This window comes from Pseudomonas sessilinigenes (assembly GCF_003850565.1).
In the GTDB taxonomy this organism is placed as follows: Bacteria; Pseudomonadota; Gammaproteobacteria; order Pseudomonadales; family Pseudomonadaceae; genus Aquipseudomonas; species Aquipseudomonas sessilinigenes.
In genome coordinates this window covers 51735-65568 of record NZ_CP027706.1, presented here as the reverse complement: position 1 = coordinate 65568, position 13834 = coordinate 51735, and the positions used below count along the sequence as shown (strand labels likewise).

The window sequence follows — 13834 nt, the reverse complement described above, 5'->3', positions numbered from 1 at the left end:
GATGCCCTCATCCGATGTTCGACAGTTTCAGCAGGTGGCGCAGGTCGTCGAGCAGGTCCTTGCCCTTGACCCGGGCGTCGTAGCGCAACACCAGGTTGCTGTGGGGATCGACGATCCACAGTTGCGGCGCCTGCTGGTCCCTGGTGCCCTTGGCGAAGCTCGCCGGGTCCAGGGGGTAGCGCTGCAGTTGTGGATATTCCCGCTGCAACCGGGCCTCATAGTCGGCATCCAGGGGTTGGGCAACGGCCAGCGCGTGGCTGGCCCGCGAGGCATCACGTCCCAGCGCCACCTGGACCTGCCGCGCCAGGTACACCAACTGCTGGCAATCCACCGCGCAGCCCTTGGGTGCGGTTACCAGGATCTGCCAGCGATCGTCCTCGGACTGCACGCCGATCTCGGCACGGGTCTGGCCATTACCGATCAGCTCGCCGTGATAACTGCGGCTGTCCGGCACCCAGAACTGCAGTTTGTACATGCTGGTAGCGAGGATCATCGGACCGATCACCATCAGCACGATGAGCACCAGTTGCCAGCGACCACGCCGCCGGTTGGGTTCCCGGGTTTCAGAGATGTTGGGTGGATTCATGGCCGTTCCCATGGCGTTTCTCCCTTGCGTTGTGCCAGCCGAAGTAGCCGTAGAGAAGCAGCAGCGCCACGGCCATGGCGAACCACTGCGCGGCATAGGCCTGGTGCTTTTCCGGGCCCATGGCGACCACGGGCCACTGTGTGAGATAGGCGCCGGGGCCGGATTCCTGGCGTACCTCATGGGCAAAACCTGTGCGACCCAGCTCAGCCCACAGCTTGTCCGGCGCCACCGCCGTCACCAGCCGGGGCCAACTGGCCCCCGCCGGATCGGCATGCAGTTGGAACGCCGCCCCCGGCACGACATAGACCCAGGCCTCCAGGTCCAGGCTCTGCGCCGGCGTCTCGAAACGCGGTGGCGTACGCCGGTCGGGCCAGGGCAGCCAGCCACGGTTGACCAGCAGCCAGCGGCCGCTGGCCTGGTCCAGGAAGGGCTGCAGCAGCTCGACCCCGACCTTGCCGTCATGCATGCGGTTATCCAGCAACAGGCTGTGCTCGCCATCGAAATGCCCGTGCAGGCGCACGCGCAAGAAGGCCGGGTCCGGCGCTTCCAGCAGCTCGAACAACGGCACCGGCGCGCCAGCGCGACGCTCGGCGTAGCTGGCCAGCAACTGGCGCTTCTGCTCGCCACGCCCCAGCTGCCAGAACCCCAGCCAGACCAGCACCGGCAGCAACGCAAGCACCACCAGCGTCGGCACCAGGCCCGGGCGAAAGCCTTTCATGGCCGCGCCGCAAAGCTGATAAATCCACTCGCTATACTGACTTGCATCGCGCTTCCCCCCGGAGTCCACCATGCTCAAAGCAGCCATCGTCCTGATGCTGATTGCCACGGTTATCAGCCTGTTCAGCGGCCTGTTCTTTCTGGTCAAGGACGACAGCCAATCCAAGCGCCTGCTGACGTCGCTGAGTATTCGGGTGTGCCTGGCCGTGATCACCGTCGGCTTGATCGCCTGGGGGTTCTTCAGCGGCCAGCTGGTGTCCCATTCCCCCTGGTAAGGCTGTTCAGAGCACGTAGACGAAAACGAACAAGCCGATCCACACCACATCGACGAAGTGCCAATACCAGCTGGCGGCCTCGAAGCCGAACTGGTGCTCGGCATCGAAATGCCCACGCATCACCCGCATCAGCATCACGAACAGGATCAGCGTGCCGATGGTCACGTGGGCCCCGTGAAAGCCGGTGAGCATGAAGAACGTCGCGCCGTAGATCCCCGAGCCCAGGGTCAGGCCCAGCTCGTGGTAGGCATGGATGTACTCCTGGGCCTGGAAGCCCAGGAAGGCGCAGCCCAGCAGCACGGTCAGCGCCAGCCACAGCTTCAGCGCCCCGCGATGGCCCTTCTTCAGGGCGTGGTGGGCGATGGTCACGGTGACGCTGGAACTCACCAGCAGCACGGTATTGAGTAGTGGCAGGCCCCAGGGGCTGATGGTCCCCTTGGGCGATGGGAACAGCTTCGGATCGGGGTTTTCGAGCAGCGGCCAGACGAACTGGAAGTTCGGCCACAAGGTGTGGGCGATGCCTTTGTGCCCCTCACCGCCAAGCCAGGGGCCGGACAGGTGCCGCACATAGAACAAGGCGCCGAAGAAGGCCAGGAAGAACATCACCTCCGAGAAGATGAACCAGCTCATGCCCCAGCGGAACGAGCGATCGAGCTGGGCGCTATACAGGCCTGCGCGGCTTTCCTTGATCACCGCGCCGAACCAGCCGAACAGCATGTAGGCCAGCAGCAGGCCGCCGACGAAGAAGATCAGCGGGCCGTGGGATTCCGGGCGTGCCGCCTTGAGGTCGTTGAACCAGGTCGCAAGGCCGGCCACGGTGACGAACATGCCCAGCGTGGCGATGATCGGCCACTTGCTCTGGGCGGGAACGTAATAGTGCTCATGAGTCGCCATTGATTGTTCTCCTTATCGGGCACGCCAGGGCGCCTAGCCGCCAGTCTTGGTGGCGGCCGCCACCGGTGGATGACGCGCGGTGATATCGAACAGCGTGTAAGCCAGCGTCAGGTGCTTCACATCCTTGGGCATGTCGCGATCGACGATGAAACGCACGGGCATCTCGATCTGCTCACCGGGTTGCAGCACCTGCTGGGTAAAGCAGAAGCACTCGGTCTTGTGGAAATACATCGCCGCACTGCTGGGCGAGATGCTCGGGATCGCCTGGGCACTCATCGGGTGGTCGCTGGGGTTGCGGGCAATGAAGATCATTTCGTTCACCGCCCCCGGGTGGACCACGATGTCATCGGACTTGGGGTAGAAGTCCCAGACCATGTCGATGGCATTGGTCGACAAGAACTGCACCCGCACCTGGCGCGAGGCATCGACCTGCTGCCGTTGCGCATCCTGGTACTGCCCGCCGGTCTTGCCGTTGATTCCCAGGGCCTTGCACATCACGTCGTAGATCGGCACCAGGGCAAAACCGAAGACGAACATCGCCACGACCACCAGCAGCAGCCGCGTGACCAGCTTCTTCAACGAGACTTCAGCCATCCCGATACCCTCCTGCAACAAACCGGGCGACGCCCCGCGCCGCCCTCATGAACAGGTCCGCTCCTGCACAGTCGGCCAGGGGTTCACTTCACTTCCGGTGGCGTGACGAAGGTGTGGTAGGGCGCTGGCGAAGGAATGCTCCACTCCAGCCCCTCGGCCCCTTCCCATGGCTTGGCCGGAGCCGGCGCGCCGCCGCGAATGCACTTGATGACGATGAACAGGAAGAAGACCTGCGTCGCGCCGAAGGTGAAGGCCCCGATGGACGACACCATGTTGAAATCGGCGAACTGCAGGTTGTAGTCCGGGATCCGCCGCGGCATGCCGGCCAGGCCGACGAAGTGCATGGGGAAGAACGCCATGTTCATGCCGATGAAGGACAGCCAGAAGTGCAACTTGCCCAGGGTCTCGTCGTACATGTGCCCGGTCCACTTGGGCAGCCAGTAGTAGGCCGAGGCGAAGATGCCGAAGATCGCCCCGGGCACCAGCACGTAGTGGAAGTGCGCCACCACGAAGTAGGTGTCCTGGTACTGGAAGTCCGCCGGGGCGATGGCCAGCATCAACCCGGAGAAACCGCCGATGGTGAACAGGATGACGAAGGCCACGGCGAACAGCATCGGCGTCTCGAAGGTCAGCGCGCCCTGCCACATGGTGCTCACCCAGTTGAACACCTTGACCCCCGTGGGCACGGCGATCAGCAAGGTGGCGTACATGAAGAACAGCTCGCCCACCAGCGGGATGCCCACCACGAACATGTGGTGTGCCCAGACGATGAACGACAGGAAGGCGATGGCCCCGGTGGCGTAGACCATCGAGGTGTAGCCGAACAGCGGCTTGCGGCTGAAGGTGGGGATGATCGAACTGACGGCGCCGAAGGCCGGCAGGATCATGATGTACACCTCGGGATGGCCGAAGAACCAGAACACGTGCTGGAACAACACGGGGTCGCCACCGCCGGCGGCGCTGAAGAAGCTGGTGCCGAAATGGATGTCCATCAGCATCATGGTCACCACGCCCGCCAGCACCGGCATCACCGCGATCAGCAGGAACGCGGTGATCAGCCAGGTCCAGACGAACAGCGGCATTTTCATCAGGGTCATGCCCGGAGCGCGCAGGTTGAGGATGGTGGCGATCACGTTGATCGCCCCCATGATCGAGCTGACGCCCATCAGGTGGATGGCGAAGATGAAGAAGGTCACGCTTTCCGGCGCATAGGTGGTCGACAGTGGCGCGTAGAAGGTCCAGCCGAAGTTCGGTCCGCCGCCGGGCATGAACAGGGTCGAGAGCAGCAGCAGGAAGGCCGCGGGCAGCAACCAGAAGCTGAAGTTGTTCATCCGCGGCAGGGCCATGTCCGGCGCGCCGATCATCAACGGGATCATCCAGTTGGCCAGGCCGACGAAGGCCGGCATCACCGCACCGAAGACCATCACCAGGCCGTGCATGGTGGTCATCTGGTTGAAGAACGCCGGTTCGACGATCTGCAGCCCGGGCTGGAACAGCTCGGCACGAATCACCATGGCGAAGGTGCCGCCCACCAGGAACATGGTGAAGCTGAACCACAGGTACAAGGTGCCGATGTCCTTGTGGTTGGTGGTCAGCACCCAGCGCATCAGGCCCTTGGCCGGCCCGTGGGCATGGTCATCATGGCCGGCATGGCCGTGGTCATCGATCACAGCACTCATGTCCTGTCTCCTGCACGCGAATGGACGGGACGATCGGCGGCACGCCGCGACCGCTTGCGCAGACTTCCAATAGGGCGGTTCATTTGCTTTCCGCCTGTTTCAGTGCCAGGACATCCTTGGGCGTCACCATGTCGCCCTTGTTATTGCCCCAGGCGTTGCGTTCGTAGGTCACCACGGCGGCGATATCGACTTCCGACAGCTGCTTGCCGAAGGCGGCCATGGCGGTGCCCGGCTTGCCGTGGAACACCAGGCTCAGGTGGGCCTCCTTGGGTCCGGTGGCGATCTTCGAGCCCTTGAGCGCCGGGAACATCGGCGGCAGGCCCTGGCCCTCGGCCTGGTGACAGGCCACGCAGGTGGTGTGGTAGATCTTGTCGCCGCGGGCCACCAGTTCGTCGAGGGTCCATTCCTTGCTGGTCAGCTCCTTGAGCTTGGCGGCCTCGGCCTTGCGCTCGCCCATCCAGGTGTCGTAGTCGGCCTGGCTCTTGACCTCCACCACGATCGGCATGAAGCCGTGGTCCTTGCCGCACAGCTCGGCGCACTGGCCACGGTAGATGCCGGGCTTGTCGACCCGGGTCCAGGCTTCGTTGACGAAGCCGGGGATGGCATCGCGCTTGACCGCGAAGGCCGGCACCCACCAGGAGTGGATGACGTCGGCGGCGGTCACCAGGAAACGCACCTTGGCGCCCACTGGCAGCACCAGCGGCTGATCGACCTCCAGCAGGTAGTGCTCGCCCTTGGCGCTCTTGTTGTGGATCTGCTCGGCGGGGGTGGCCAGGTTGCTGAAGAACTCCACGTCCTGGCCCAGGTATTTGTAGTGCCACTTCCACTGGTAGCCGGTGATCTGCACGTCCACGTCCGGCTCGCTGGTGTCGTACATCTTGATCAGGGTCGCGGTGGCCGGCACGGCCATGGCCACCAGGATCAGGAAAGGGATGATGGTCCAGAGGATTTCCACCGTGGTGCTTTCGTGGAACCTGGCCGGGACCTGGCCGGTAGAGCGACGGTGAACGATCATCGACCAGAACATCGCGCCGAAGACGATGACGCCGATCACCACACAGATCCAGAAGATGGTCATGTGCAGGTCGAATACCGCGTGGCTTATCTCGGTAGCCCCAGGCGCCATATTCACCGTCCAGGCAGCTTGCGCCTGGCTGAATATCGTCCACAACAGGAGGCCCATCCAGACTTGTGGATGTCGCTTCATTGCGGGTTCCCCTTATCGTTCTTGTTATCCCGCCGGCTATACACCTGCGGCAAGGGAGCGACTGCCTAGACTACGAACTTAGACCATCGAGCCTCGCTGCAATTGCAGTCGGGCATCATCAGCTAACTTCATACCTTGGCGAGTATAGCCAGCGACTCTCACCTCGCAACGCAATGGCGTAAACCTGCTGAAACACCCCAAGGAGGCTTTGCAGGCCACGGGAATCAAGGGATTGGAGAAAAAGATGGGGTGCGACGATATAACGCACCCGACTAAGTAATAAGTGAATATTACAAATATGTCTTAAACACTTTCATGAGCAGGCTAACTTATGTTCTCCCCCGAGGGATGGTCGCTAATGGGCGGCAGGCCGTCATCCCACCTCGGTTGTCCCGATCGACCGCCCTTGTCCCTGGAGCTTTCATGAACACCGCCGCATTACGCGAGCAGATCCTATTGGCTCAACAGCACGAAGCCAGCACGGGCCTTCTGGCCCGTCAATTGGAAGTACAACTGCCTCACCTGCACCCTGCCATCCAGCTGCCCGAAGTCGACGCACAAGGCGTCATGACCCGTTTTGTCAGCGCATACATCGATCAGGTGCCAGACCTTCTGGACGCCGCCAACGCCGTTGCCCGTGAAGCGGGCATCGAGCCGCAAATCAAGCCGGTGCTGAAAATCGCCGAGCAATTCTTCCTCCAGCCGCCGGCCATCATGGACGGCCATGTGGGCCTCGACAGCCTGCTGGACGAAGCCTACCTGGCCCTGCGCCTGGTAGAGGAAGTCAACGACCTGTACATCAAGCACTTCGGCCGCCCACTGATCCCCCTGGACATGACGGTCGCCAATCTCATCGCCCATCAACTGATCGGCGAGACCTTTGCCAACCAACTGGACGAAGCCGTGCACCACGCGGTCGACGCCATGCTCGACGAAGACAGCTTCGCCCTGGAATCGGTGGAAGCCTACCGCGACAAACTCAGCAGCCCGGACACCGAGGCCGCCTGGAAACGCTGGCCGTGCCTGTCGCGCCAGCTGGGCGTGGAACTGGAGCTCGACCAGCCCGCCGCCTGACCCATTCCTCGCCAGCAAGGCCCGCAGCGGGCCTTGTGGCGAAGGGCCTGGCCCGCTTCAACCGCGTACTGCAGCTGCCCCATCCCCGCAACATCGTTCAAGCGCCCCTCAAGACAACGCCCCAGGCCCCGAGCCTCGATCACCAGACGCGAACCCTTGGTGGCATTGGCCCTCCCCAGCCCTTCAATCGCTCCAGGCCAGTTCACAGCAACGACAGTTGCCTGCCTGGTGGGCAGAAAGCCGAACAGTCGAGATCGAAACCCGCGCGCCGCTCCAACCCCAGGCGCTTGAGTGCCTTGGCGAAACGCTGGGCCAACAGGTCGGCAAAAGGCCCCTCGCCACGCATGCGGCTGCCGAAGCGGCTGTCGTAGAGTTCGCCGCCGCGGCTCTGGCGGATCAGGCTCAGGACATGGGCCGCCCGCTGCGGGTAATGCGCCGCCAGCCATTCCTCGAACAGCGGCGCCACCTCCAGGGGCAGGCGCAGCATCATGTAGGCCGCACTCTGCGCCCCGGCGGCCTGGGCTTCGGTCAGCAGGGCCTCCAGCTCGCTGTCGTTGATCATCGGGATCATCGGTGAACACAACACCCCCACCGGCACACCCACCCCACGCAGTACCCGGATCGCCCGCAGGCGGGCCTTGGGCGCTGCGGCCCGGGGCTCGAGGATGCGCTTGAGTTCATCGTCCAGGGTGGTGAGGCTGATCATCACCGCCACCAGCCGCTGACGTGCCAGCTCGGCCAACAGGTCAAGGTCGCGCAGGATCAACGACCCCTTGGTGACGATGGTCACCGGGTGCCGGTAGCGCAGCAGCACCTCCAGGGTGCTCCGGGTCAGCCGTTGTTCACGCTCGATGGGTTGGTAGGGATCGGTATTGGAACCCAGGTTGATCGGCGCGCACTGGTAGCCGGGTTTGGACAGCTGCTGCTCCAGCAGGGTGGCGGTATTGCTCTTGGCGATCAGCCGGGTTTCGAAGTCCAGCCCCGGCGACATATCCCAGTAGGCATGGCTGGGCCGCGCATAGCAGTAGATGCAGCCGTGCTCGCAACCGCGATAGGGATTGATCGAGCGATCGAAGGGCAGGTCCGGCGAATGGTTGCGGGTGATGATCGACTTGGCGGTTTCCAAGCGCACCTCGGTGCCCTGGGTCAAAGGCACTTCCTGGTGCCAGCCGTCATCCTCGGCCACCGAGCGGCTGGGAGCGAAACGGTTGTGCGGGTTGCTCGCGGTGCCGCGACCGCGGGGCGGCAGGGGGCTGGACATGGGGGCACTCCATAACTGTATGCACATACAGTAATTGAGCTGCGGCAAGCTGCCTAGCGCCGTCGAGCAGAACGCTCGCAAGCTTGGTCAGCGAACGGGTCAGTAGCGCCCATCCATCCCTGATGGTTTCCAGCTCCTGGCAACTCCCGCCAAAGCTCAACATCACCTTCGAATCGAGATCAGGGCCGGCCTGGTCCTTGAGCTCGCAGAAGGTCGACAGGCGCAAAGGCCTGCGAAGGATTCGCGGCAACGACGCTGCCTGCGCTATAACGCGGGCGACCACCAAAGGAGCACGACAATGCCCAGGACACCCGGCACACTGGAAAAGATCTTCTATGCAGCGCACGCCTACCTGCCGAGCTACGAGCAAGGCGCCGACCTGATCATCGTCAGGGCCGCAGATGGCCAGCTCTGGGGCCTGGCCTGCGAGTTCGACCTGTGCACCCAGGACATCCGGCAAGCCGCGGTGAGCGGCCCGCAGCCCTTCGATGCAGCCGATCCGAAGTTCGCCGAGGCGCACTGGCGCCCTCACCACGACGACATCGGCCTGCTGCCGGCGAGCTGGGAAGACTTGATGAACGCCGGATTGGCGGACTGCATCGCCGGCTACCAGCTACAAAGCCAGCTGGGGATCCAGCCCTTCCCCCGGGGTTGAAGGGCTGCATCCAACCGGCGCCCGTTGCGGGCGCCGCTCCTGCCATTAGTGACGTGGAATCACGTTGCCCAGGTCATCGTTGGAGGTGCTCTGCAGGCGCCCGTCACGCAGCCCGGCCACATCCGCGGCCTTCACCGGCGCCCCCTGGTTGCCCCAGCTGCTGCGGATGAAGCTGACCACGTCGGCCACCTCCTGGTCCGACAGCCGCCAGGCGAAGGGCGGCATGGTGAGGGTCGACGGCGCGCTGCGGGTGGCGGGCAGGGTACCGCCCTTGAGCACGATGTTGATCAGCGAGGTGGCGTCCTCCGATTGCAGCACCGGGTTGCCGGCCAGCGCCGGGAACACCCGGGTGTAGCCATGGCCATCGGTACGGTGGCAGGCGGCGCAGTTGTCGATGTACACCGAGGCGCCCGGCTTGCTGTCGTCGCCTTTCCACAGGGCATCGGCCACTTGCTTGTCGTACTGGTGCGGCTGGTCGGCCGGATCGTTGGCCGGCAGCGACTTGAGGTAGCGAGCGATGGCCGTCAGGTCCTGGTCATTCATGTACTGCATGCTGTGGACCACCACGTCGCTCATGCCGCCGAACACCGCGCTGCGATCGCTGCGGCCGGTCTTGAGGAACTGCACCAGTTGCTCTTCGCTCCAACTGCCCAGGCCGTCCTTGTGATCGCCACGCAGGCTCTTGGCGATCCAGCCCTCCAGCGGTGCGCTGCCGGACAGGAAGGCACTGCCTTCACTGGCGCTCAGGGCCTTCTCCTGCATGGTCAGCGCCCGTGGCGTATGGCAGGCGCCACAGTGGCCCAGGCCTTCCACCAGGTAGGCGCCACGGCTGATCAACGGGTCGCTGTCGGCAGCCACGGCGGCTGGCGCCACGCTCGGGGCGAACATCCAGCGCCAGATCGACAACGGCCAGCGCATGCTCAGGGGCCAGGGAATGTCGCTGTCCTGGTTGTCCCGCACCACCGGCGCCACGCCGTGCATGAAGTAGGCGTAGAGCGCCTGCATGTCGGCGTCGTTGACCCGGGCGTAGGACGGGAAGGGCATGGCCGGGTACAACGTGCTGCCGTTCTTGGCCACGCCATGGCGCACGGCCTGGTCGAAGTCCTCGAAGCTGTAGTCGCCGATACCGGTCTTGTCCGGAGTGATGTTGGTGGAATAGATCACCCCGATCGGGGTTTCCATCGGCAAGCCGCCGGCGAACGGCTTGCCGTCCTTGGCGGTGTGGCAGGCGACGCAGTCACCGGCACGGGCCAGGTATTCGCCCTGCTTGACCAGGGCCTGGTCGACTTCGGCGGCCTGGAGAGAGGCGCTGCCCAACAGCGCCAGACTGGCGATAACGAGTGCTTTCATGGTCATCGCTCCTTATGCCTGGACCAGCGGGCCGGGGTTCTTCAGGTACTGCTCGCGGATCGCCCGCGCCGACCAGTAGGTCAGCGCCGCCACCAGCCCGGTGGGGTTGTAGCCCAGGCCCTGGGGAAAGGCCGAGGCTCCAGGCACGAACACGTTGTGTACGTCCCAGCTCTGCAAGTAGCGGTTCAGGGCGCTGGTCTTGGGGTCGGTGCCCATGATCGCGCCACCGTTCAGGTGAGTGGTCTGGTAGGAGGCGGTGTTGAAGTGCTCACCGACCTGCTTGCCCAGCAGGGCGATGGCCTTGGGGTTCATCGCCTGGGCGATCTTGCCCATCTTCTCGACCATGAAGCGGTTCATCTTGATGTCGTTTTCCTGCCAGTCGAAGGTCATCCGCAGCAGGGGCAAGCCGTAGGCATCGCGGTAGACCGGGTCCAGGTCGAGGTAGTTGCCCCGGTAGGACTGGTGCGCGCCGTGGGCGTCCATGGACACCTGGTGGGTGTAGTAGTCGGCCGTGGCCTTCTTCCAGGCGCTGCCCCAGGCCGGGGTGCCTGGCGGGTTGGACGTCCCGGCGATCGGCCGGCTGCCGGCCTGGTTGACCCAGAATGGCGAACCACCGACGAAACCATGGGGGCCGTGGTCGAAGTTGTCGGCGTTGAAGTCGTCCACCGCCACGCCGTTGCCACCGGCGCCGATGAAGTTGTTGGTGTGCACGTCCTTGTCGAAGTAGGCCTTGATGGTGGCCATGTTCTGGTAGGCGAAGTTCTTGCCCACCACGCCTTCGCCGGTGATCGGGTCGTAGGGCTTGCCGATGCCCGAGAGCAGCATCAGGCGCACGTTGTGGAACTGGAAGGCGCCGAGGATCACCAGGTCTGCCGGTTGCTCGATCTCGCGCCCCTGGGCGTCGACGTAGGTGACGCCGGTGGCCAGGGTCTTGCTGCTGTCCAGGTTGACCTTGAGCACATGGGAATTGGCCCGCAACTCGAAATTCGGCAGCGGCTTGAGGGCCGGCAGGATGTTCACGTTGGGCGAGGCCTTGGAATACATGTAGCAGACGTAGCCACTGCAGAAACCGCAGAAGTTGCACGGCCCCATCTGCGCGCCATAGGGGTTGGTGTAGGGCCCCGAGGTATTGGCCGACGGCAGGTTGTAGGGCTTGTAGCCCACTTCATTGGCGGCTTTCTGGAACAGCTGGGCGGAATAGGTGTTCTTCTGCGACTCCAGCGGGAAGTGATCCGAGCGATCCGGTGCATAGGGGTTGCCGCCCTTGCCTTCGCCCACCAGCTGGCCCTTCACGGTCCAGGCCTGGCCCGAGGTACCGAAGACCTTTTCCGCATAGTCGAAGAATGGCTCCAGCTCTTCGTAGGTGACTCCGAAGTCCTGGATGGTCATGTCCTTGGGGATGAAGTTCTTGCCGTAGCGTTCTTCATAGTGGCTGCGCATGCGCAACTCGATGGGATCGGCACGAAAATGCACGCCGGACCAGTGCAACCCGGCGCCGCCCACGCCATTGCCCGGCAGGAACGCGCCCAGTTGGCGGTTGGGCAGGGCCACGTCGTTGACGCTGTGGCGGATGGTCACCGTTTCCTTGGAAATGTCCTGGAAGAGCTTCTTGCGCACGCTGTAGGTGAGCTCGTCGATCACCTGGGGATAACTGCCGTCCGGGTAGGTGTCCTGCATCGGCCCGCGCTCCAGCGCCAGCACGTTGAGCCCCGCCTCGGTCAGCTCCTTGGCCATGATCGCGCCGGTCCAGCCAAACCCGACGATCACTGCGTCGACCTTCTTCATCACTGTCGCCATGCTCAAGCCCTCTCGCCGCGAATCGATACTGCCGGGAAGGGGTACTGCTCGTTACGCTCCACCCAATCCATGAAATCGGCGCGCGCGCCGGGGAAGCCGATCAGGGTCCAGCCCACCAGGCCCTTGTTGCCACCGTGGATCGGGTCGCTGAAGAAACCCTCCTTGGTGTTCTGCAACAGCAGGTTGAAGAACAGCTTGGCCGGAACCGTGTCGAACTGCGGCGTACCCGCCTCCAGTTGCTTGAGCAATTCGTCTCGGGTAGCGCTGTCTTGAGCAGCAAATGTTTGGCCCTTGAGGCCTTTGCACCAGGCGTCCGTGGCAGCGATACCCAGGCGATAGATCTCCTTGGGCACCAGCTTGCTCTGCCAGCCCATCTCTGGCGCAGCATCGGCCTTGAACGGGCCTTGCATGTACCACAGGGCACCGGCGGCGTAGGAGGTGTTCATCTGTCGGTCGATGTATTCCGGAACGCCGGCTTCCAACGCGCCAGGCCCCATGTCGTCCGCCGGGATCAGGCGCTCCACCGCTGCCTGGATAAAGGCCCACTCCTCGGCAGTGAAGTAGCTGGGTTCATAGTGGGTGCTGCTGGCCTGCTTGCTCGGCGCAGTGGGCTTTTCGGCTGCGACAGCCTCGGGAGCCACGGCCAGCATGCTGCTGCCCAGGCCGGTACTGGCCACGGTGACCACCGGGATCAAGGTCAGGGATTTGCGCAAGAACTCACGCCGCGGGTTGTCTCGATCTTGATCGGACATGGGTGCACCTCATCAGGCATTGATGGATTTCAGCCGCGTCATGGCGCGACTTTGTGTTTTGGCAACGCAAAAAGCCGGGCAGGGCCCAGGCTTATGAACACATCAGCAAACTTTAGTTACAAATGGTAGCAGCCTAAGCATCCTGATGAATCGTTTCAGTCGGAAAAAACACATCAGATACTGAAAAAAATAGCGGACCAGAAACAGGCTTCACGATTCTTTGACAGGAGGCTCACAGGGCTTTGACCGCCCATGGTCGACACTCCCTACCATTGCCCCTCATCAGTGACCCCTGTCCATGTCGAGAATTCATTTCGTTCCTGCGTTGTGCCTGGCGTTGCTGGCCCTGTTGGCAGGTCCACTGGCCCAGGCTGCCGATGTCCCCGCCAGCCGACCGGAACAATGGGCCCAGCCCGTGGCCAAGCAGTACAACCTGTACCAGATGTCGCCAACCCTGTACCGCAGCGCCCTGCCGGACAAAGACGCCGTGCCACTGCTGGAGCAACTCAAGGTCGGGACGGTGATCAACTTCCTGCCGGAATCGGACAGCAGTTGGCTGACGGCTCCAAACATCCATCAGGTCCAGCTGCCTTACCGCACCAACCACGTGGACGACGCCGATGTGCTCAAGGCCTTGCGCGCGATCCAGAGCGCCGAAGCCCAGGGCCCGGTGCTGATGCACTGCAAGCATGGCTCGGACCGCACCGGCCTGATGTCGGCGATGTACCGGGTGGTGATCCAGGGCTGGAGCAAAGAGGAAGCCTTGAGTGAAATGACCCAGGGCGGATTCGGCGACAGCGCCCACTTCAAGGACGGCATTCGCTACATGATGCAGGCCGATGTGGAGAAACTGCGTACCGCACTGGCCAATGGCGATTGCAGCACCAGCGTGTTCGCCACCTGTTCGGTGAAGAGCTGGTTCGAGACGGTCAGCGCCAGCAAGCCGGCGAACTGATTGCGAGGCGGGAGAGGGCTTTGCTGCAGGAGCCAAGC

At 63.5% G+C, this 13834-nt stretch carries 14 protein-coding genes; 4 read left to right on the top strand and 10 right to left on the bottom strand.

The window, feature by feature from the left end; all coding sequences use genetic code 11:
• Window positions 1–7: 7 nt before the first annotated feature.
• Complete coding sequence (locus C4K39_RS00355) at window positions 8–598, bottom strand: PA_0111/PP_0108 family redox-active disulfide protein (RefSeq protein WP_068578107.1); 591 nt, start codon at window positions 596–598, stop codon at window positions 8–10.
• On the bottom strand, window positions 564–1304 hold the full coding sequence (locus tag C4K39_RS00350) for an SURF1 family protein (protein WP_068578101.1): 741 nt from the start codon (window positions 1302–1304) through the stop codon (window positions 564–566). The genes C4K39_RS00355 and C4K39_RS00350 overlap by 35 nt, the downstream gene beginning before the upstream one ends.
• Before the next feature lie 70 nt (window positions 1305–1374).
• On the opposite strand from C4K39_RS00350, the gene C4K39_RS00345 reads away from it, so the two are divergent.
• Window positions 1375–1578 carry a twin transmembrane helix small protein gene (locus C4K39_RS00345; RefSeq protein WP_022642262.1) on the top strand — a complete coding sequence of 68 codons (204 nt, stop codon included), beginning with the start codon at window positions 1375–1377 and terminating at the stop codon, window positions 1576–1578.
• Between the two features lie 6 nt (window positions 1579–1584).
• Here C4K39_RS00345 and C4K39_RS00340 read toward each other — a convergent pair whose 3' ends face one another.
• The 4 genes from C4K39_RS00340 to coxB all read right to left on the bottom strand — a co-directional run bounded on the left by C4K39_RS00340 (window position 1585) and on the right by coxB (window position 5952).
• Window positions 1585–2472 carry a cytochrome c oxidase subunit 3 gene (locus C4K39_RS00340; RefSeq protein WP_068578099.1) on the bottom strand — a complete coding sequence of 296 codons (888 nt, stop codon included), beginning with the start codon at window positions 2470–2472 and terminating at the stop codon, window positions 1585–1587.
• 33 nt (window positions 2473–2505) lie between these two features.
• Complete coding sequence (locus tag C4K39_RS00335; protein ID WP_068578097.1) at window positions 2506–3066, bottom strand: cytochrome c oxidase assembly protein; 561 nt, start codon at window positions 3064–3066, stop codon at window positions 2506–2508.
• An 83-nt stretch (window positions 3067–3149) separates the two neighbouring features.
• Window positions 3150–4745, bottom strand: coding sequence for a cytochrome c oxidase subunit I (gene ctaD, locus C4K39_RS00330; RefSeq protein WP_068578094.1), 1596 nt, complete (start codon window positions 4743–4745; stop codon window positions 3150–3152).
• Window positions 4746–4824: 79 nt separating this feature from the next.
• A complete protein-coding gene (coxB, locus tag C4K39_RS00325) occupies window positions 4825–5952 on the bottom strand; it encodes a cytochrome c oxidase subunit II (protein ID WP_068578092.1) in 1128 nt (375 codons plus the stop codon).
• A 423-nt stretch (window positions 5953–6375) separates the two neighbouring features.
• Between coxB and C4K39_RS00320 the strand changes: the two genes are divergently transcribed.
• A complete protein-coding gene (locus C4K39_RS00320; protein ID WP_068578090.1) occupies window positions 6376–7026 on the top strand; it encodes a hypothetical protein in 651 nt (216 codons plus the stop codon).
• A gap of 202 nt (window positions 7027–7228) precedes the next feature.
• Here C4K39_RS00320 and C4K39_RS00310 read toward each other — a convergent pair whose 3' ends face one another.
• Window positions 7229–8287, bottom strand: coding sequence for a PA0069 family radical SAM protein (locus C4K39_RS00310; RefSeq protein WP_124345407.1), 1059 nt, complete (start codon window positions 8285–8287; stop codon window positions 7229–7231).
• A 298-nt stretch (window positions 8288–8585) separates the two neighbouring features.
• On the opposite strand from C4K39_RS00310, the gene C4K39_RS00305 reads away from it, so the two are divergent.
• Window positions 8586–8942: a hypothetical protein gene (locus C4K39_RS00305; RefSeq protein ID WP_068578086.1), complete on the top strand. Its 357-nt coding sequence runs from the start codon at window positions 8586–8588 to the stop codon at window positions 8940–8942.
• Window positions 8943–8987: 45 nt separating this feature from the next.
• Here the strand turns inward: C4K39_RS00305 and C4K39_RS00300 are convergent, their stop codons facing one another.
• Genes C4K39_RS00300 through C4K39_RS00290 form a run of 3 tightly spaced genes read right to left on the bottom strand, consistent with a single transcriptional unit; the run spans window position 8988 to window position 12841 of the window.
• Complete coding sequence (locus C4K39_RS00300) at window positions 8988–10292, bottom strand: c-type cytochrome (protein ID WP_124345406.1); 1305 nt, start codon at window positions 10290–10292, stop codon at window positions 8988–8990.
• Window positions 10293–10304: 12 nt separating this feature from the next.
• Window positions 10305–12089 (bottom strand): GMC family oxidoreductase, encoded by a 1785-nt coding sequence (locus C4K39_RS00295; RefSeq protein ID WP_031320868.1) that lies wholly within the window; start codon window positions 12087–12089, stop codon window positions 10305–10307.
• A 2-nt stretch (window positions 12090–12091) separates the two neighbouring features.
• A complete protein-coding gene (locus C4K39_RS00290) occupies window positions 12092–12841 on the bottom strand; it encodes a gluconate 2-dehydrogenase subunit 3 family protein (RefSeq protein WP_068578081.1) in 750 nt (249 codons plus the stop codon).
• Window positions 12842–13139: 298 nt separating this feature from the next.
• On the opposite strand from C4K39_RS00290, the gene C4K39_RS00285 reads away from it, so the two are divergent.
• Window positions 13140–13796, top strand: a complete 657-nt coding sequence (locus C4K39_RS00285; RefSeq protein ID WP_124345405.1) for a phosphatase domain-containing protein — start codon at window positions 13140–13142, stop codon at window positions 13794–13796.
• Window positions 13797–13834 lie beyond the last annotated feature (38 nt).